Raw genomic sequence first — 19,060 nt, 5'->3', positions numbered from 1 at the left:
AAGGTCTGCGCCTTTACTATGTATATTAGTGTATAAAAACTATAAAAACTGCTTGAATAATTTGCTGTCGTGGTTAAAGATATATCTTAATCGATTAAGTTTCAACTTGGTATTAACAATTATGATCAACAATAAAGTGCAATTAATCACCTACGCAGACCGTATTACTGGTCAAGGTATTGATGAATTAAGTAATTTATTAAATGGCCCACTTAACAATGTGTTTGCAGGTGTACATTTGTTGCCATTTTATAATCCGATTGATGGCAGTGATGCTGGCTTTGATCCTATTGATCATAGTGAAGTAGACTCGCGCCTTGGTAGCTGGGACGATATTAACGTGCTTGGTGCAAACTATGACCTTATGGCTGACTTAATTGTTAACCACGTTTCAGCACAATCTTTCCAATTTAAAGATGTACTCGCTAAAGGCAAGCAATCTGAATTTTGGGATTTATTTTTAACTAAAGACGATGTATTCCCAAATGGCATGTCTGAGGTTGAGCAACAAGCGATTTACCGTCCGCGTCCGGGTAGCTGCTTTACACCTATTGCGTGTGGTGATGGCCAAACCTATGATTTTTGGACCACATTTACCGATAACCAAATTGATATTAATGTGAAATCAACGGCGGGTATCGAGTATTTAAATACGGTGCTTGGCAAGTTTGCTGATAATAATGTCAACATTATTCGTTTAGATGCGGCAGGCTATGCGATTAAAGAAGCTGGCACAAACTGCTTTATGTTGGATGAAACTTTTGAGTATTTAAATAAGCTTTCGGCACAAGCTAATGAAGCGGGTATGGAAACCATTGCCGAGATCCACAGCCATTTCCAAACTCAGGTTGAAGTCGCAAAGCGTGTAAATATGGTTTATGACTTTGCTTTACCACCGCTTATTTTACACACCTTGTTTAGCAATGATGCGCAAGCTTTACTGAATTGGTTAACTATTTCGCCGCGAAACTGTTTAACGGTACTCGATACCCATGATGGTATTGGCATCATTGACGCAGGCCCAATGGGTGATAAACCGGGTTTATTAAACGCAGCAGAAATTGATAACTTGGTTGAAACCATTCATGAAAAGAGTGAAGGGCAAAGCCGCTTAGCAACTGGTGCAGCAGCAAGTAATGTCGATTTATACCAAGTTAACTGCACATACTATAATGCCTTGGGCGCAGATGACTTTGATTACTTATTAGCGCGTGCAATTCAGTTCTTCGCGCCAGGTATTCCACAAGTTTATTATGGTGGCCTGTTCGCTTGTGAAAACGATATGGAATTATTGGCTCGTACCAATGTAGGTCGTGATATCAATCGCCCTTATTTAAATGCGCAAGACATTGATGCTGCGCTTGCTAAACCTGTGGTGAAAGGTTTAATCAAGCTGATTCAATTACGTAATGAGCATCCAGCATTTAACGGTGAGTTTATTGCGAAAGGTGAAGGCAGTGTGTGTCGTTTAAGCTGGCATGATGATACCAGCTCAATCGAGTTAAAAGTTGACTTCGCTAGCCGCGAAGTGATCATTGCTGATCACCGAGACGGCGAACAGAACATTGTTGATTTGGCTGACTTTTTAGCTTAACTACTTTGACCCAATTGCAGTTGATAGTCGATTTCGGCTGTTTGCTGCTCTTTCGATAGAAACAAGGTCGCAGCAATGCGGCCTTTTTCTTCGCTATTTTGATGGACAGTTGTGAGTTTTGGCACAAATCGTTGGCCTTCATCTATGCCATCAAAACCAACAATTCTGACATCTTCAGGGATCGATAAGCCCATTTTTAATGCTTCGCGCATGGCGGCAAGGGCGATTAAATCACTCATGCACAACAGTACGTTTGGTCTTGGAGTGCTGCTAAGCGCTTCTTTGGCGGCAATGCTGGCAAAGCGTTCACTGCTTTCTGGAATATTCCATGTTCTATCATCACCCAGGGTGATGCCAGCATCGCTGATTGCTTGGTGATAACCGCGCAGTCGTTGATGAGCAATCGACTGACCGGCTTCAAACTCATGATGTTCGTATACTCGGCATAATACGTCGTTATCGAGTAAGCGCAGGCCTAAAATAGCAACCCGATCATCGTTTTTTTGTAGTGCATGCTTGGCGATATCGAAACTGGCTTGTTGGTTATTAACGTTTACAGAGGCATCACGACCGATGTTAAAATCAACCGTTACCACATGTTTGGCAACCTGTTTTAACTGTTCAACAAGTTGTTTATTACGTGGGCGACCATAACAAATAAAGCCATCAACAAAATCGACTACGCTATTTAGGTTATCGTTGTTACCTGAAAACAATAAAAGATTGATGCCATTTTTTTCGAGCACCGCCGATACACCGCGCATAAAGCTGCTAGCAACCGGATCTGATACCATATATTCAACGCTGTCTGGCAATACTAAAGCAACAATATTAAAGGTGCCTCTGCGTAATGATTGCGCCGCCTTGTTTGGGCCAAAATAGCCGAGCTTTTTACAGGCCGCCAAAATTTCTTCGCGGCGTGCTTTCGATAATTGATCAGGACGATTAAACGCATTTGATACGGTGGCATTTGAAACGCCTAACTCTTTGGCAATACTTTTTAGCGTCCAAGTTTTTGGCTTTGTCATTGTAGGTTCTTAATCGATTTACTTAATGGTAAATTACCATATAAAGAGTCGAAAAAAAGTGTTTTTAGTCATAAAAATAGGCGTACCATAAAAGAATGAGTACGAGTGTGAGAAAAAGGCGAATAGTGAGTGATTTCTAAGTTACCAAAATGGGTTGAGATTGGCGCATTTATTTTGGCGCTGGTTGCTGGGTGTGTGAATGCGGTTGGTTTACTTAGCTTTGAGCATCAAGCGGTATCCCATTTATCAGGAACTGCAACCTTGCTTGGCGCAGACCTCATGCATGGCAATAGCCTTGATGCTTTACATTTATTAGGTGTATTACTGTCATTTTTAGTTGGGTCTGGTATTGCTGGGTTCTTGTTGCATAGTTCAGCACTTAAACTAGGTCGTCATTACGACACGGCATTATTGATTGAAGCAGGGCTTTTACTGGGCGCACTTTGGTTATTGTTTAATGGCTCGGGTTACGGGCACTTTTTAGCGTCTGCGGCATGTGGTTTACAAAACGCCTTAGCAACAACTTACAGTGGTGCAATTGTTCGTACCACCCATGTAACGGGTATCTTCACTGATTTAGGTATTATGTTTGGTCGCGTTTTACGTGGCGAGGCACTTGATAAACGTAAGGCTAAACTGTTCGGCCTAATCATTTTAGGGTTTATTCTTGGCGGCTTAGTAGGGGCATGGTTATTTGCAAAAATGAGCTTTGCGGCGCTTTATGTGCCTAGTGCTATTTGTATTTTACTTGCCTTGACCTATCGTGTTTATTCTCATCGCAAACCAGAACTTAATGGTTAGCGATACTTTTAGGTGTTGCGCCAAAGGCTTGTTTAAACACACGGCTAAAATGGCTTGGGTTATTAAAGCCTAATTGATAACAAACTTGGCTAATCGCTTCACCTTTTTGAAGTAGTTTATACGCTTTTTGTAAGCGTAATTGCTGTTGCCAAAGAGCGGGTGTAACACCAAATGCCAGCTTAAATTGCTGATAAAATTTACTGCGGCTCATACACGCTATCTTACATAACACATCAATATCAATATTCTCAGCAAGATGCTGTTCTATATAACTTACTACATGGCTTAATGGGGTTGCGAGCTTGCCTTGCTTACAACTTGCTATCATTAAGTCTCGGCTTTGCTGCTGTAACAGACGGGTTATGAGTTCATTGAGTGATAGATCAATTAAGTAATCGCGGTGTTGTTCATTTTCACTAAATAGGGTGATCATTCGCTCAAGCAGTTGTTGAGTTTGCGTATTATGCTGGGCGTGCACTAACTTGGCTTGATATTGAAAAAAGTCATCCTGGGTAATTTGTTGGTTAAAATTAAGAGCATCAACTACTTGGCTTATTTTATCGGTACTGATTTCAATCGCTAAACAGGTTGTTGGCTGATTAAGAGATGCATTGGGAAAATCGATTAGCACCCCTTGCTCTGGGGCAAGTACAAATGACTGGTTTGGTAAAAACTCTTCATGATAATCACTGTCGGCGACATGCATGATTTTTTTACCGCTGATCATGCCGCAAAATAATAATTCAGTGGAATGTAACGCCACTTTTTGGGCATCTAAATAGGTGTCGTAAATACTTAATTCGGCATGTTCGCCCGCAAAACTGACTTTATTTTCAATAAGCACATCAATACGTTGTCGTTTTTTATCTAAACTTCTGTTACTAACTGATGTGTTCATTGTTGCCTCGCTGTCGTCCTAAATTCTGGACAAATAGTCAAAAAGTCTGGACTAGGAATCAAGTGTGTTTTCAGTAACTGAGCTAACTTCAATTGTTAGCGGTTCATTAAACAATAACCTACCGCATGATTTAGTCAATGCTAAATAAAACACAACAATTTGAAGAGAGAACACATTATGATTTATGCAAATCCAGGTAGTGAAGGCGCAAAAGTTAACTTTAAAGCGCAGTATGAGAATTATATTGGTGGCCAATGGGTTGCCCCTGTAAAAGGAGAATACTTTGAAAACATCAGCCCAGTAAACGGTAAAGTGTTTTGTAAAGTACCTCGTTCATCAAAAGAAGATATCGAACTGGCACTTGATAAAGCCCACGATGCAAAAGCGGCATGGGGAACTACGTCGGTCACCGAGCGTAGCAATATCTTATTAAAAATTGCCGATCGTATTGAACAAAACCTAGAAATGTTGGCAGTGGCCGAAACCTGGGATAACGGTAAAGCAATTCGTGAAACACTTGCGGCAGATGTGCCTTTAGCGGCTGATCATTTTCGTTATTTCGCAGGTTGTGTGCGCGCGCAAGAAGGCTCAATCGGTGAGATAGACGAAACCACGGTGGCCTATCATTTTCATGAGCCACTAGGTGTAGTAGGGCAAATTATTCCTTGGAACTTTCCATTGTTGATGGCGGCATGGAAACTTGCACCAGCCCTTGCTGCGGGTAACTGTATTGTTTTAAAACCAGCTGAACAAACGCCTACATCTATATTAGTGTTGCTTGAAGTGATTGGTGACTTGTTGCCTGCAGGTGTTCTAAATGTGGTAAATGGCTATGGTAAAGAAGCGGGCGAAGCGCTGGCAACCAGTACTCGAATCGCGAAGATTGCCTTTACTGGTTCAACGCCAGTGGGTTCACATATCTTAAAATGTGCTGCTGATAATATTATTCCTTCGACGGTCGAGCTAGGTGGTAAATCGCCAAATATCTTCTTTAACGATGTAATGGAAAAAGACGATGAATTTTTGAGTAAAGCGATTGAAGGAGCCGTACTTGCGTACTTTAACCAAGGTGAAGTGTGTACGTGTCCATCGCGTTTATTTATTCAAGAAGATATTTACGAGCAATTTATTGAGCGTGTTCTTGCCCGTACTTTGCAAATTAAACGGGGTAACCCACTTGATACTGAAACCATGGTGGGTGCTCAAGCATCACAAGCTCAGTTTGATAAGATTCTAAGCTACATCGAAATTGGTAAAAAAGAAGGGGCCGAAGTCCTCGCTGGCGGCGAAGTGGAGCAACTGTCTGATGAGTTTAACGGCGGTTACTACATTCAACCAACACTATTAAAAGGCACTAACGACATGCGCGTGTTCCAAGAAGAGATTTTTGGGCCGGTAATTTCAATGTCGACTTTTAAAGATGAAGACGAAGCATTAGCCCTTGCTAATAGCTCAGAATTTGGTTTAGGTGCTGGTGTGTGGAGTCGAAACATGAACCGTGCTTATCACTTTGGTCGTAAGATTGAAGCGGGCCGTGTTTGGACTAACTGCTACCATATGTACCCAGCACACGCTGCGTTTGGCGGCTATAAAAAGTCAGGTATAGGCCGCGAAACACATAAACTCGCCCTTGATCATTACCAACAAACTAAAAACCTATTAGTAAGTTACAGTGAGAATCCACTGGGCTTCTTTTAAAAGCAATTTCTTATTGTTGTCGAAACTACCCAAACGCCACATCTAGTGGCGTTTTTATTTTATAGCGGGCATAAAAAAGCCCGGCGAACACACAAGCCAGGCTTTTCGACAACAATTTGGTTGAGTCACCGCAAGTGCAATGACTCGGAATAAAAAAGCTTAGAGAACACACAAACTAAGCTTTTGACAACAATTTGGTTGAGTCACCGCGTGTGCAATGACTCGGAATAAAAAAGCTTAGAGAACACACAAACTAAACTTTTGACAACAATTTGGTTGAGTCACCGCAAGTGCAGTAACTCGGAATAAAAAAGCTTAGAGAACACACAAGCTAAGCTTTTGACAACAATTTGGTTGAGTCACCGCAAGTGCAATGACTCGGAATAAAAAAGCTTAGAGAACACACAAACTAAGCTTTTGACAACAATTTGGTTGAGTCACCGCAAGTGCAGTAACTCGGAATAAAAAAGCTTAGAGAACACACAAGCTAAGCTTTTGACAACAATTTGGTTGAGTTACCGCGTGTGCAGTAACTCGGTATATAAAAAGCCCAGAGAACACACAAGCTAGACTTTTTGTGACAACAATTCGGTTAGCGCAAACACTTTCAATGGTGTGAAGCTGTTTAGCTTAAAAGCGCTGATGGGTTAACTTTAGAGTAATCCTTCTAAACCGACAAACGATTAAAATAAACCTGATAGATGAATTTTTTTAATCTATTAGCATGTGAATTGTTTTTTATTGCCACAACAATGCCTTAGTGATTAAATAGGGTGTTTTTTAAACATAATAACTATTTAAAATGGATTTTTATGAAACGCTTGACGCTTTACTCATCAGTCATCTTTGTAGCTCTAAACTTTAGCCCTTTTGGTGTGAACTTATCTCGCGCCGGTGAGGGCAGTACAGTCACTCACTCTGAAATTAATTGGTCTGAACTTGCTATAAAAGATGTTGATGCGGCTTATCAGTTGTCGGTTATCAATCACCCAGGGATGCATGATGTACGTAACCCAGGTTTTGCAAAACAGCTCGAAAAAGCAAAGCAAGAAGGCTTAAAGCTGGCTGTAAAAGCGCATAGTTCACAAGGTTTTGCTGCGGCTATTGCACGTTTTAGAACTGTTCTACAAGATGGTCATGCTGGAGCGGTTGATACCCTACCTAGAGAACTAAAGCCACAAAGAAGTTGGCCGGGCTTTTCAACAGTTTGGCGGGGTGATGCGTTGAAAGTGTATTACAGTGAATTAGATACGGTTGCCAAAGGCGATAAGCTCGTAAGCTGTGATAATACTGCAATTAATACTTTGCTCGTTGAGCGTGTTTTTCGCTATTACGGCGAAGTAGAACAACCCGGTAGTTGGTGGAACCATGGCTGGCGACTAACGGTTGATGATGGAAACCCGTTTTTGTCGCCACTTGAAAGCTGCACGTTTGAAAAAGCCGACGGCTCTACTTACAGCTTAAAGTTAAACTGGCGTATTAGGCCTGATAGTGTCAAAGAAAAACTTAAAAATGCTTACAACGGCGATAAGTTACCAATTGAGCTCAACTGGCCTTTAGAGGATATTGCTTGGATCAGCATGCCAACTTATGCACCCAATGAGCAGCAGCAAGCAGATTATCAAACAATGCTGAGCGCCATTGAACAGCAACATAGTAAGTTAATGCAAGCTAAAGCTGTGGTGCTTGATCTTCGCCATAATCAAGGTGGCTCATCAATGTGGAGTGAACAAATAGCCTCAGCACTTTGGGGCAGTGAACAGTTTAAATATGGTCGCTATGAGTTACACAAAAATACCCAAGTGTGGTGGCGAACTTCTAAAGGTAATACTGACTATTTTGGCGATGTAGTCGCAAGCTATGATAAAGCTAGCCCTTGGCATCAATGGTTAAAGAGAACCCACAAAAGTATGCAAGCTGCTTATGAAAAGGGTGAACAATTTTATGTCGAGATAGTCTCAGCAGAGCAACAAGCAATGCCAAAAAGCGCCAGTCAGTTTACTACACCTGTTTATGTGATTGTGCCAGGACAATGTGCCAGTGCTTGTTTAGATGCGCTGGATAGTTTTAAGCTTTTTGCAAACACACAATTAGTTGGCGCACCAAGTAGTACAGACTCTACCTACATGGAAGTGAGGCTCGAAACCTTACCTTCAGGCTTTGCTAAAGTGATTCTGCCGATAAAGGTCTATGTAAATAGACCCAGAAAAAAAGGCTTTTACTATCAACCTGATATTAAATTCAATGAACTTGAATGGACCACACAAGCGCTCGTTAAAATGATTGCTGAGTTGTAATTAAGCATTATCTTTAGTAAAGCGTTTGGTAGACCCCTGAGGGGAGTTGAAGTGTTGACCTTACGTGAAGAAGAGCAACACTTTTTAAATTAAATTGTATATTAACAAGCTAATTCTGTAGCAGGCTCTTCTGCTAACCAGTTTAGAGCCGCCGTTTTTGACTTAAATACACTCATTACCATGCCAGCTCGTTTATACAAATTGCAGTAGGTATCACTCAACAAGCTACCGCCTTCAAGCCCTTCTTTTATCACTAAGGCTGTTTTGGCTGGCGCAATACCTTTACGTCGAAGCTCAACAAAATACACCATTAGCTTTTCAAGTGCCCCGGGGGTTGCCATGCATGAATTTTCAAACTCAACCAATTCAAACCATTGACCATAATCAGCGCTGAGTTTGTTGATGTAATCTTTTTGCATAAAAGAGTGCGCGTCAATAATCTCTTCGTTGAAAGGCCCTGTGGCAGTAGTTAAAAGCACATGCTCACGTTGATAAAACTCTACGAGACCATGGGGTTTAAAATCTTTGAATGGATAATGATTGGTTGATACTTTTTTATGCATCCGTTCAATCCCTGAATATTTATTGAGCTATTGATGATAGCAGTGAAATAAATTAATTCAATCTTTAGGTTTAATTGGTCGTTAAAATAATAACAAAAGTATTAGTTTGGATTACCAAGTAGAACCCGCCTGAATGTAAATTGCATTCTGTTCAGGGCCATGGGCTACATCTAAGCCGATACTAATACCGTAATGTTCATCAATTAAATAGCGAAAGCCTGCACCTACAGTATCTATGGTTTCAGCTTTCGATAAGTCAGAAAAGTTATCGGCTGCCCAGCCCATACCAGTAAACACATTGAGCTTTATTTTGTGAGTGATTTTATAGCTCGCTTCTGCTTCGGTAACAAATACATCGAGACCTTGATAGCGAGTTGCAGACACACCGCGAAGACTAATACTTGGCGGAATATATACTGGTAAGCGTTTTTCACCACGGTTGTTAACTGAGTCATACTGCATGCGCAGGGCAAAGTTGAATTTATTGGTGTAACGCCAGTAATTTAAGGCGGTAAGCTTTAAGCTCGTGTAATCAACCTTACTGCCAATTGCCTCATCATAATATAAATACTCAGCCTTGTAGTTAAAGCCTCGCTCAGGGTTTAGGGGGTTATCTCGGCTATCGTACTCAATTAATGGGCCAATACCTGACGTATTTACATCAAGTGAAAGGTGGTCTTTGATAATATCGTTTTCGAGCAGAAAATCTTCGATAGGGTTTTCGGCTAAGCTTATTTCTACTTTACGATAAATCTGTTTAAAGCCGTAAAAAAAGTTACTTTCGTCATAGCGCAACTTAAGGTTTTGAAACACCGCTGGGCCTTCAATATTCAACGACAATGGTGTGAGTAGCTTGATCTCGTCGAAGGTATAAAAATCAAGGTTTATACTCGCCCAGCCAACAATCCCTTGATAGCGAATACGGTCTTCATCCCAAAAGGTAATGTGGCCAACAGCACCGCCTTTGGTGCCATTTTTAGTGCCCATTAGGCCCACTAAACTAATGCTTTGTGGTAGGGTAGAGCCTTCTTTTTTCTTCTTTTTGGCTTTCTTTTCGTTGTCATGAAAAAAAAGGCCAACAACACCAAGGCCTGGCCCTACAGCTGGCTCTGTAATAAAAGTCGGTATGGGTAAAAATGAAATGGGCTCATCAACTTTTTGCTGTTGATTACTTAATTGCTGCTCTGCAGGTTTTATTGCATATTCATCGTAACTTGATGCAAAGCTTTGTGTGCTTAGCAAAATTGCTGTAAGCATATTTATTAGTACAACTTTTTTCACTTAATCCTTTACCTTGTTGTTTCTTGATATTTCAAATTTTAATTTATAGCTGATAATTAAATTCGAGACGATGATCGCCATCCATAAAATCAACGTTTTCATTCCAGTTTGCGAAATAGCGTAGATTCATACGCGGGTTAATTTGGTAACTTGCTGCAAATTCATGAGTCAAAATATGGCTTTGGTTTAGACCGTAGTAGTGGTCTTTATAGTTATCGCTACCGCCGATAGTTGTTAGCCAAAATGGATTGTAGTTAAGCCAAATTTTATCGTTAATAGTAATTTTTGCATACATACCCACTAAACCATAGGCTCCAATAATGGAATAACCACTGTCACGACTACCATCATCTTCTAGTGTATTTTCACCGAGCGATGCACCCACACCAGCTAACGGGTAAAACGTAAAACGCCCCATAGGTTTTAGTGCTTTTATATAGCTATACGAAACATCCATGCTTTCGTCAGCAACAAGGTTGGCATTTAGGTTATAGTTGGCATCAATCTGTGTTGCACTCATAGTGCTTAAATCAACAGAGAAGTTCCGAAAGCGAAATGAGTCAATTGAATCTGTCGTTTTGCTATCGCTTTCCCAGCCCAGCGCATCGCCATATATTCCTTTTACTTCAAAAACATTCATGCCAGCAGTTGTTGCTATGCCCGTATCGTATGCTTGGCCAACTTTAAAGTTGAGCCCTTTATTTGTAGCGCCAACTCCTACTTGAGTATAAACGGCCAGAGGGTCTGACATGTCTTGTACTTCTTTTTGCTCAGCCGCATGGCTCGAGGCTGCAATCATAAGCGTTAGTAAAGAGGGGAATCGAAGAGAAGTCATGTGTTTTCCTTACACAAAAGTTTGAAAAATTAATGTTTTTTTAGTTTATATAAGTTGAAATTAGATACTTTTAGCTTAATAAATTCTCGACTTCAGCCTCTAAAGAGGCATCAATTTATTCCTTTCTAAAATAAAAATAGCATAAAAATAGTGACAAATGCGAGAACAAAAATCGAACAAGCCTCAGCAAATACAACGAAGCTCTCAAAAAGCACTTTAGTAACAATTTATATTAATTTATCAACTGGTTAATGAAAATGTGTGATTTTTGTGGAAATTTGATTTAAATCGTTTTTGCCGCTTTTAGAGACTAGACTGGTTTGTTTTTTAATCTATACTGAAAACTGCTCATCTAGAGTAAAAAGTACTATTAATGAAAAGGGATGATTTATGAAAAAACTAATAGCGGCGGCTATCTGTGGCTTGGTTTCAACGGTAAGCCTTGCTGCAGATAAACCGAACGTATTAGCCATTATGGTTGATGACGTTGCGCCAATCTCACTCAGTGCATACTCGCACGGTATGACCTACCCAACCCCTAATATTGATCGCATTGCTAACGAAGGTGCATTGTTTACAGATCACTATGCACAACCTAGTTGTACAGCGGGTCGTGCTGCGTTTTTAATGGGGCAATTACCAATTCGAACAGGCTTAACAACAGTGGGCCAACCAGGTAACCCACTTGGCATAAAAGAAGCTGATCCTACGCTAGCTGAATTTTTAAAAGATCGCGGTTATATGACTGCGCAATATGGTAAAAACCACCTAGGTGACTTAGATGAGCACTTACCAACAAAGCATGGCTTTGATGAATTTTACGGTAACTTGTACCACCTCAATGTATCCGAAGAGCCTGAACAAGCGGATTACCCAAAAGATCCTGAGTTTGTGAAAAAGTTTGGTCCACGTGGTGTGATCGAATCTTACGCCAATGGCAAAATCATTGATACCGGCCCACTTACTCGTAAACGTATGGAAACCTTTGACGAAGAAGTGTTAGAGCGCTCACTTAACTTTATGGAACGTGCAGTTAAGGCGAAAAAACCATTCTTTATTTGGCATGCGTCTAGCCGTATGCATGTTTACACTCACTTAAAACCAGAAAGCCGTCATTTAGCGACGGGTATTAGCTCTGAAGAAGACGTATTTGGTAGTGGCCTGATTGAACATGATGGCCATGTTGGCAAGCTGCTTGATAAACTTGATGAGCTAAAAATTGCCGATAACACCATTGTTATTTACACCAGTGATAATGGCCCTGAGCAATCAAGCTGGCCAGATGCAGGTACAACTGAATTCCGCGGTGAAAAAATGACAACTTGGGAAGGTGGCGTACGTGTGCCTTTCTTAGTTCGTTGGCCAAACAAAATTCCAAAAGGCTTAAAGCTAAATGGTATTTCATCGCATGAAGATGTTTTCCCTACAGTTGCGGCTGCATTAGGCGAAAAGAACTTACGTGAAAAGCTTAAAAAGTCAGACAAAGTTTATATTGATGGTGAAAACAACCTAGCATACTGGACTGGTAAGGCTGATAAGTCTGCGCGTAATTATTTCTTCTATTACTATGAGTCTCAGCTTACAGCAGTGCGTTTTGGTCCATGGAAAATGCACTTTGCGACTAAACCAAATGGCTTATATTACGAAGACATGGTAACTCATAGCATGCCTAAACTATTTAACTTACGTAAAGATCCATTAGAGCACTATGATGGAGTAACAGGTTTCCATCAAATCATGCGTAAGAGCTGGTTGCTACAGCCAATCATTGCTAAGTTAAACGAACATGTACAATCTTTTGTAGAGTTCCCACCGCGTCAAGAGTCAGCGTCTCTTAACGTGAATGAAGCAATCGAAAAAGCAAAATCACTAAACTATGGTCATTAATTACTAATCATAAGTTAAGTTGAAAAGGGCCTACTTGGCCCTTTTTTAATGCTTAATGATTAATACTATTCATCATTTCGAGCTGTTTCACAAACTGCTCAATTTGCTGGTTACCCGGTACCAAGCGGGCTAGGTTTCTGGCATAAAACAGCGCTTGGTTGTAGTTTTCTTCTGCCACATACCACTGCGCCAAACTGTAGCTGATATCTGGGTTATTAGGTGTTAGATTAAAAGCGCGCTCAAGGGCTGATATTGCAGCTGGCATATTGCCTAAATCTTGTAACAGTAACGCGTAGGTAAACTGATAGTTGGCATTCTCTTGCGCAAACTGCGCTGCTTTTTGTAAATGAGTAAGGGCGGTGTCTTTTTGCTTTGTGCGAATAAGGCTCATTGCCAGGGCATAATGAATATCGCCGCTTTCTGCGTTAACGTCTAAGCCTTGTTTTAAGATAGCTTGCGCTGCTTTTTCATCGCCTTGGTTGCGATATAAATCAGCTAAATTGACATAAGCAGGAGCAAAAATAGGCTCAACACTGATTGCTTGTAGATAATGTGCTTTAGCTTGCGCTGGCTTTTGTAGTGTGAGCGCCAGATTACCTAAATTGGTATGGGAATAGCCACGCTCTGCTTGGTACTCTTGAATGCTTTTGTACTCATCAAGGGCTGTATTTAAGCGTTTGCTGTCTTGCTCATTAAGACCCGTAGGGAACGGCTGAGTTAACATACCTGCAAGTGCTCTTGCTGCTTCAGCTCTGATTGGTAAATGCTCATCATCTAAAAGCGGGTTTAATAAGCGCCAGCGCTGATTGATATCAAATGGCATGGCCGCTTCAATAGCGGCTTGGCGTTTTAATGGCTCGCTGTCTTTTACTGAGCGAGCAATCGCAACGACAGCGTTGTTATCTGGGCTTGCGGCTAAACGGCTTAATGCTGAAGCGCGAATAATCTCAGGAAAGCCTTTATCTTGCACGATTTTGGTCAGCATGGTTGAGGCATTAGGTAAACGGTTATCGGCGGCATAAAACGCCTCAGAAAAATGAGCAGTGCCAAGGTGTTTTGAATTTGGATGCCAGTCTTTTATTTTGGCAACTGCCCACTGTGGCGTCTTATCTTCATGGCAGCTATTACAAGCATTTGGGGCATTGGTTTTTAATGTTAAGTCTGGGCGTGGTACCCGAAAGCTGTGGTCGCGCCTTGCATCAACTTGCATATAGGTGGTGGCAGGCATATGACAATCAACACATTGGCCACCTGCACTTGCCACTTTGTGACCGTGATGTTTCGGCGTATCGAACACCTCTTGGCTATGACATTGCGTACAGGTTTGATTGCCCGGTAGCTTTAATTTACCCGAATGAGGGTTATGACAGTTACTACAGGTCACCCCTGCATTGAACATTTTACTTTGTAAAAATGAACCCCATACATAGTCTTCGTCCCACACTTGGCCATCAACGTGATAAAGCTCAGGAGTGAGTAATGAGCCTTGAAAGCTTTGTAAAAAACTATGAGGGTCTTTGCGGTCATCAAGCTGTGAGCGGCGAGCATGACAGGTTGCACACACTTGCACTTGCTCGCTTTTTACCAGTGGCTGCACGCTTTGCATACTGCCATCGGCTTTTTGGGTAAAAAGCGGAGTTTGCTTTTTAATATTATGAGTAAAGCCCTTATCGGCAATACTGCTATCGCCATCAGCCCATTTTAAATGAGCTTGTGGATCGCCATGACACGCTTTACAGCTCACGTTAATGCTTGAATAACTCGAATCAAAGCTATTCGTTTTAAGGTCAAATTGCTTTTTGAAATCAGTTGAGTGGCAATCGGCACACATGTGATTCCAGTTTTGGCCTTTTTGCGACCAGTGAAATAGGTCGTGTTTTTTCTGCTCCGGGTGCAGTACAAACCAGCGCTGACCGCCGTCTGTTTTACTGCGCGAGTCCCATGCAAATGGAAACAGCTGAATGTGGCCTTTGCCCATATCAAACATGTATTGCTGCAATGGCTCATAGCCAAATGTGTATAAAACAGGGTAATCAGTCAGCTTGCCATCAAGGTTTGGCATGCTTATAAAAAGTTGTTGGTCTTGTTGATAAAAGCGCGCTTGCTGGCCTTGATAGTCGAGGGTTTGTTCGTTGAAATTACCAAGCACCGTAGTGGGAGTGGCTTTTTCCATAGCATGAAAATGATGGGATGTTTGCCAGTCTTCAACTTGGCTTTGATGACAGTTAATACACTGGGGTTCTGCAAACGCATTAAATGCGAAAAAGCTGCATAACAGCCAAGCCAATCTCATCACTGAATAAATCCTTTTTATTTTTACCACATGCACTTAGAGTTATATCAGTTTGTTGCTGATAAGCAAAGTCGGCTTATTAAAACGAGGGTATAAAAAAGCCCGAGAAACTCGGGCTTAGTAAGTTATAAACTTTTCTTCGGTGGCAGCGCGACGTTAGCAAAGATAAGCCCCGCCACTAATGACATGAAAATCAAAAAGGTTTGCTGGCCAATATGGTCTGCATAAACGAAATCTTGGCCTTCAATAAGTGAGTTCAAGCCAATATAGGTTTTACTACCAGGTACTAATACAATTAAACCTTGCATGGCTACAATAGAGGCTGGAGCGTTGACAACGCGGTTGAATAAGTTGCTAAAAACGCCCACGGCTAATGCGCCTACAAATGTGCCTAATGTGTAGTCTAGGTACATGGCTGAACCAATACTTGTGCCATATGCTATAAAGCCAGATGCAATAGACCAAACTGCATGCTTTAGCTTGGTTCTAAAAATCACGATTAGGCTGCTACACAGCATGAAAATAGCTAGCCAAGCTGTCCATTTAGGTAAAGGCTCGGGTTGCACAAAGTCACTTTGGCCAAAAATAGCAAAACCAATGCCGATACCAATAAAAGCGCCAAAATAGAGCTTAAACAGCAGCATGAATGAGTCCATCACCCGAGCCGTACCAGATACTAAATGCCTTGCCGCTAACTCTGCCAAACCTAGGGCTAATGCTAAGCCGGGTATAAACACAATGATGGCAGAAAGTACCACTAGTCGTATGTTAATTTGGGCGTCAATATAGACACTAATAGCACAGGCTATAATCGCCGATACAATGGCTACTAATGGTTCAAGCATATGGGCAACACGTTTAGAGCGTGTTGACCAAAGTACAAATAAATACACCACTAAGGTAATAAGTGCTGACCAAAATACATCATTCCAGCTAGTACCCATCAACATGGCAAATGCACCACCTGAGGTTGCAAACGCAACGCCAGTCATAAATTTATTATATGGGTTTGGCATGGTGTAAATAATATCGAGCTGTTTATCGACCTCTTGTAGTGTCAGCTCGCCATTAAGCATTTTGTTTACTAAGTCATCGGTATCTGCAAGCGAGCCTAAGTCATGATCGCCCGGATCAACACGCGCAACATGGGTGTACTCTTCTTCGTGCCCATCTGTCCAAATAACAAAGGTGACTGATGTTGGCGACATAACAAAAGATGATTTCAAACCGAGGTAAGTCGCAACTTCCATTAAGTGCGCTTCTAGTCGGTATGCAGGTGTACCGTATTTATGAAGCATTTTGCCAAGCTTCACGATAAATTTTCGTTTTTCAGTAAACGTTGCGGTTTTCAAAGGCGTTTTGAACCAAAGGTTAAATTGTTCAGTTAAGGATAGACCAAAATTCAATAAGATATAGTCTAATAGCTAGACTATATCGCTTAAATTGACCAGCGCGATTTTAGCGACAAAAGCTGCTATGTCTAGTGTTATTTACGGCAAAATTACTTATTTTTTGCTTCAATCCACTGCGCCATGTATTGGGTCGAACGCATGGTGTGATGTTTGAGCATTTGGCCGGTAAAATTTTGCTGTCTATGCTGCGCTAATGACTCACTAATGGCGGTGATTTTAGCGATTAACTGCGACTGAAGTTTTGATTTATCATAATATTTTTGCAATAACTGCTGGCCATTTTGCTGTGCCTGAGTAAATAACGCTTCGTCTTGATAAAGTGCGACTGCTGAATCTGCAAATTGCTGTGCATCTTCACAGATTGCGCCTGACCAAGGCTCATTTTGATGCATGCCTTCACTGCCAATAGGAGTTGTTACGCTCGGCGTTTGCATGATCATCGCTTCGAGTAACTTACCCTTAATACCAGCCCCAAAACGCAGTGGCGATAAACATACTCGGGCATCTTCCATCACTTGATAAGCATCATCAGCCCAGCCTTTGATCAAGAAGCCGGTTTTTGGATTGTTAAGTGCTGTTGCCTTTGGTGGCGGGTAAGAGCCATAAATGTGGAGTTCGGCATCGGGTAATTGTTTGCGGATCAGCGGCCAAATCTGTTGTAAGTACAACACTGCATCCCAGTTTGGCGCATGACGAAAATTACCTATGGTCATAAAGTGTTTACGCTCTGAAAATGCTTTGGTGCTGGTGGGGATATGCTGTAAATCAACCAAAAATGGTAAGTGGTGAAGTAGGGCGTTATCGACTTTGAAAACGTCATTGAGTAGCTGCATCTCGTAATGCGAGATAATTAAGCTAATGTCTGAGCGTAAAATAGCGGCGATTTCTCGCTTGGCAATATCGCTGTGTAAATCACTATGGCTGAATTCTCGGCCTGCTTTATGAGCGTCGTGACGGGCATTTCTTAGACACTGTAAATCTTCGGTATCGAGAACTTTAAGAGCGTTAGGGCAGTATTTGTCGACTCGCCAACCAAACTGTTCTTCCATCATAAAGCGGTCAAACATCACAATATCAGGGTTATATGCTTGTACGTACTCATCAAAGCTAGAGCAGTTTAATGCAATGACCTGTGTGGTAATGCCATCTTCGCTGAGATCCACCATGTGTTCAGTTTTTTGCGCAGGGCTTGCAAATTCGACTTGCCAGTTTTCTGCACGAAAGGCGCGCAGGAGTGACATCATGTGGGTGCCGGCTGCCGACGAATTAGGCTCAGGCCATACATAGCCGATCACTAACACTTTTTTCATTGACTTGAATCTCGTATTTTTAAGTTAACATCCACCAAGGTGCGAACTGGCGGTGTTGATTTATCTAATAGTTCTTTTAGCACCTGACAGGTGCGTTTACCGATTTCATCGGCATTAATGGCGATGGTTGAAAGAGATGGCAGCATTAAGCGCGAATCTTCTAGGTCATCAAAGCCAATAACTTTGATGTCTTTACCCGGCTCTAGGCCGTGTTGGCGCATAGCTTCAATCGCGCCGTAAGCAATCACATCATTAAAACAGACAATGGCTTTGGTATTTGGCGCTTGTTTTATAAGGGTATTGAAGGCTTCTCGGCCACCTTGGCGGTTTGTCGGCGCTTGAATAACGGGTTTTTCGTCAGTTATATTAAATTGCTCAAGCGCAGCTAAAAAACCACTCAAACGTTCATGGTAATCAGATATTTCTGCCGTGCCACCTAAAAAGGCTACCTCTTCTATGCCTTGCGATAAAATATGGCTGGTCGAAATATGTGTGCCTTTTTTGTTATCAGGCAAAATACACGGCGCTGCTGAAAAGGGAATTTCACGCATGATATTAATAACCGGAAAACCACTATTTATTAAATCATCTTGCCACTGCTGCTGTGTGCCCGGAGCCGGACACATAATAAACGCCGATACGTTGTATTCTTTTAGGGTTTTCACCACTTGAGTTTGCCTTTCGACACACTCCGCAATATTCACCAGCATTGGCAGCATGCCAAGCTCAAAGATGTGTTTTTCGAGACCAACAGCAAGCTGAGCTGAATACGGGTTGGTTAAGTCATTTATAACCAACGCGACTAGGTTTGAGCGCTTGCTGCGTAGTGCTGCAGCGTCGCGGTTATACACATAGCCAAGCTTATCAATGGCAGCCAGTACTTTTTCTTTACTTTTTTTACTGACCTTATCACTGTTGGTAAGGACCAAAGACACCGTTGATTTTGAAACTTGTGCTTGTTCAGCTACATCCCAAATTGTGACTTTGCCTGTCGATTTTTTCATTTTTATTAGCAAGAAGTGGCGAATAGAGTGCTTTTATTTTAGCGTAATTTAGCTGTTTAAGTCACTGATTGGCTGCCAAAAGGGCCTAAACTCTTTATGAAATGCTGCAAACATGTTCTACTTGTTTACAGAATCGAAAATAAAAACGAAAAAGGAACG

Annotated in this window: 14 protein-coding genes; 5 read left to right on the top strand and 9 right to left on the bottom strand. The window is 41.6% G+C overall.

From position 1 onward, the window contains the following. Nucleotides 1-121 precede the first annotated feature (121 nt). The gene (gene gtfA / locus HUS61_RS07380) at nucleotides 122-1,594 is read left to right on the top strand and encodes a sucrose phosphorylase (protein ID WP_175081683.1); all 1,473 of its coding nucleotides are present in this window, start codon (nucleotides 122-124) and stop codon (nucleotides 1,592-1,594) included. Here gtfA and HUS61_RS07375 read toward each other — a convergent pair. Next, entirely contained in the window at nucleotides 1,591-2,622 is a 1,032-nt protein-coding gene (locus HUS61_RS07375; RefSeq protein ID WP_063529444.1) for a LacI family DNA-binding transcriptional regulator, read from the bottom strand. The genes gtfA and HUS61_RS07375 overlap by 4 nt on opposite strands. Nucleotides 2,623-2,751: 129 nt before the next feature. Between HUS61_RS07375 and HUS61_RS07370 the strand changes: the two genes are divergently transcribed. Then, the gene (locus tag HUS61_RS07370) at nucleotides 2,752-3,423 is read left to right on the top strand and encodes a YoaK family protein (RefSeq protein WP_175081682.1); all 672 of its coding nucleotides are present in this window, start codon (nucleotides 2,752-2,754) and stop codon (nucleotides 3,421-3,423) included. On the opposite strand, the gene HUS61_RS07365 is transcribed toward HUS61_RS07370, so the two are convergent. Then, complete coding sequence (locus HUS61_RS07365; protein WP_175081681.1) at nucleotides 3,413-4,321, bottom strand: AraC family transcriptional regulator; 909 nt, start codon at nucleotides 4,319-4,321, stop codon at nucleotides 3,413-3,415. The two genes, HUS61_RS07370 and HUS61_RS07365, sit on opposite strands and share 11 nt — an antisense overlap. 177 nt (nucleotides 4,322-4,498) lie before the next feature. On the opposite strand from HUS61_RS07365, the gene HUS61_RS07360 reads away from it, so the two are divergent. Both HUS61_RS07360 and HUS61_RS07355 read left to right on the top strand, forming a co-directional pair. Continuing rightward, entirely contained in the window at nucleotides 4,499-6,019 is a 1,521-nt protein-coding gene (locus HUS61_RS07360) for an aldehyde dehydrogenase family protein (protein ID WP_058584675.1), read from the top strand. Nucleotides 6,020-6,831: 812 nt separating this feature from the next. Continuing rightward, entirely contained in the window at nucleotides 6,832-8,316 is a 1,485-nt protein-coding gene (locus HUS61_RS07355; RefSeq protein WP_175081680.1) for a S41 family peptidase, read from the top strand. A 101-nt stretch (nucleotides 8,317-8,417) separates the two neighbouring features. Here HUS61_RS07355 and HUS61_RS07350 read toward each other — a convergent pair whose 3' ends face one another. The 3 genes from HUS61_RS07350 to HUS61_RS07340 all read right to left on the bottom strand — a co-directional run bounded on the left by HUS61_RS07350 (nucleotide 8,418) and on the right by HUS61_RS07340 (nucleotide 10,995). Next, nucleotides 8,418-8,879 (bottom strand): hypothetical protein, encoded by a 462-nt coding sequence (locus HUS61_RS07350; protein ID WP_058584677.1) that lies wholly within the window; start codon nucleotides 8,877-8,879, stop codon nucleotides 8,418-8,420. 111 nt (nucleotides 8,880-8,990) lie between these two features. Next, on the bottom strand, nucleotides 8,991-10,160 hold the full coding sequence (locus HUS61_RS07345) for a BamA/TamA family outer membrane protein (protein WP_269407246.1): 1,170 nt from the start codon (nucleotides 10,158-10,160) through the stop codon (nucleotides 8,991-8,993). Between the two features lie 43 nt (nucleotides 10,161-10,203). After that, on the bottom strand, nucleotides 10,204-10,995 hold the full coding sequence (locus HUS61_RS07340) for a hypothetical protein (protein ID WP_175081679.1): 792 nt from the start codon (nucleotides 10,993-10,995) through the stop codon (nucleotides 10,204-10,206). A gap of 390 nt (nucleotides 10,996-11,385) precedes the next feature. On the opposite strand from HUS61_RS07340, the gene HUS61_RS07335 reads away from it, so the two are divergent. After that, a complete protein-coding gene (locus tag HUS61_RS07335; RefSeq protein WP_058584678.1) occupies nucleotides 11,386-12,882 on the top strand; it encodes an arylsulfatase in 1,497 nt (498 codons plus the stop codon). Between the two features lie 52 nt (nucleotides 12,883-12,934). Here HUS61_RS07335 and HUS61_RS07330 read toward each other — a convergent pair whose 3' ends face one another. The 4 genes from HUS61_RS07330 to HUS61_RS07315 all read right to left on the bottom strand — a co-directional run bounded on the left by HUS61_RS07330 (nucleotide 12,935) and on the right by HUS61_RS07315 (nucleotide 18,901). After that, a complete protein-coding gene (locus HUS61_RS07330; protein WP_175081725.1) occupies nucleotides 12,935-15,175 on the bottom strand; it encodes a CDC27 family protein in 2,241 nt (746 codons plus the stop codon). A gap of 125 nt (nucleotides 15,176-15,300) precedes the next feature. Then, entirely contained in the window at nucleotides 15,301-16,527 is a 1,227-nt protein-coding gene (locus HUS61_RS07325) for a threonine/serine exporter ThrE family protein (RefSeq protein WP_082401625.1), read from the bottom strand. A 149-nt stretch (nucleotides 16,528-16,676) separates the two neighbouring features. After that, nucleotides 16,677-17,897 carry a glycosyltransferase gene (locus HUS61_RS07320; protein WP_175081678.1) on the bottom strand — a complete coding sequence of 407 codons (1,221 nt, stop codon included), beginning with the start codon at nucleotides 17,895-17,897 and terminating at the stop codon, nucleotides 16,677-16,679. Next, nucleotides 17,894-18,901, bottom strand: a complete 1,008-nt coding sequence (locus HUS61_RS07315) for a LacI family DNA-binding transcriptional regulator (protein WP_062565789.1) — start codon at nucleotides 18,899-18,901, stop codon at nucleotides 17,894-17,896. The genes HUS61_RS07320 and HUS61_RS07315 overlap by 4 nt, the downstream gene beginning before the upstream one ends. Between the last annotated feature and the right edge of the window lie 159 nt (nucleotides 18,902-19,060).

The organism is Pseudoalteromonas sp. 0802 (assembly GCF_013350085.1).
Taxonomy (GTDB): domain Bacteria; phylum Pseudomonadota; class Gammaproteobacteria; order Enterobacterales; family Alteromonadaceae; genus Pseudoalteromonas.
This window is presented reverse-complemented; position numbering and strand designations above follow the sequence as displayed.

What these genes read in the sequence shown, in the direction of transcription:
- gtfA (WP_175081683.1), top strand. Translation starts at nt 122, where the DNA reads ATGATCAACAATAAAGTGCAATTAATCACCTACGCAGACCGTATTACT.
- HUS61_RS07320 (WP_175081678.1), bottom strand. Translation starts at nt 17,897, where the DNA reads ATGAAAAAAGTGTTAGTGATCGGCTATGTATGGCCTGAGCCTAATTCG.
- HUS61_RS07360 (WP_058584675.1), top strand. Translation starts at nt 4,499, where the DNA reads ATGATTTATGCAAATCCAGGTAGTGAAGGCGCAAAAGTTAACTTTAAA.
- HUS61_RS07375 (WP_063529444.1), bottom strand. Translation starts at nt 2,622, where the DNA reads ATGACAAAGCCAAAAACTTGGACGCTAAAAAGTATTGCCAAAGAGTTA.
- HUS61_RS07350 (WP_058584677.1), bottom strand. Translation starts at nt 8,879, where the DNA reads ATGCATAAAAAAGTATCAACCAATCATTATCCATTCAAAGATTTTAAA.
- HUS61_RS07355 (WP_175081680.1), top strand. Translation starts at nt 6,832, where the DNA reads ATGAAACGCTTGACGCTTTACTCATCAGTCATCTTTGTAGCTCTAAAC.
- HUS61_RS07340 (WP_175081679.1), bottom strand. Translation starts at nt 10,995, where the DNA reads ATGACTTCTCTTCGATTCCCCTCTTTACTAACGCTTATGATTGCAGCC.
- HUS61_RS07330 (WP_175081725.1), bottom strand. Translation starts at nt 15,175, where the DNA reads ATGAGATTGGCTTGGCTGTTATGCAGCTTTTTCGCATTTAATGCGTTT.
- HUS61_RS07335 (WP_058584678.1), top strand. Translation starts at nt 11,386, where the DNA reads ATGAAAAAACTAATAGCGGCGGCTATCTGTGGCTTGGTTTCAACGGTA.
- HUS61_RS07365 (WP_175081681.1), bottom strand. Translation starts at nt 4,321, where the DNA reads ATGAACACATCAGTTAGTAACAGAAGTTTAGATAAAAAACGACAACGT.
- HUS61_RS07315 (WP_062565789.1), bottom strand. Translation starts at nt 18,901, where the DNA reads ATGAAAAAATCGACAGGCAAAGTCACAATTTGGGATGTAGCTGAACAA.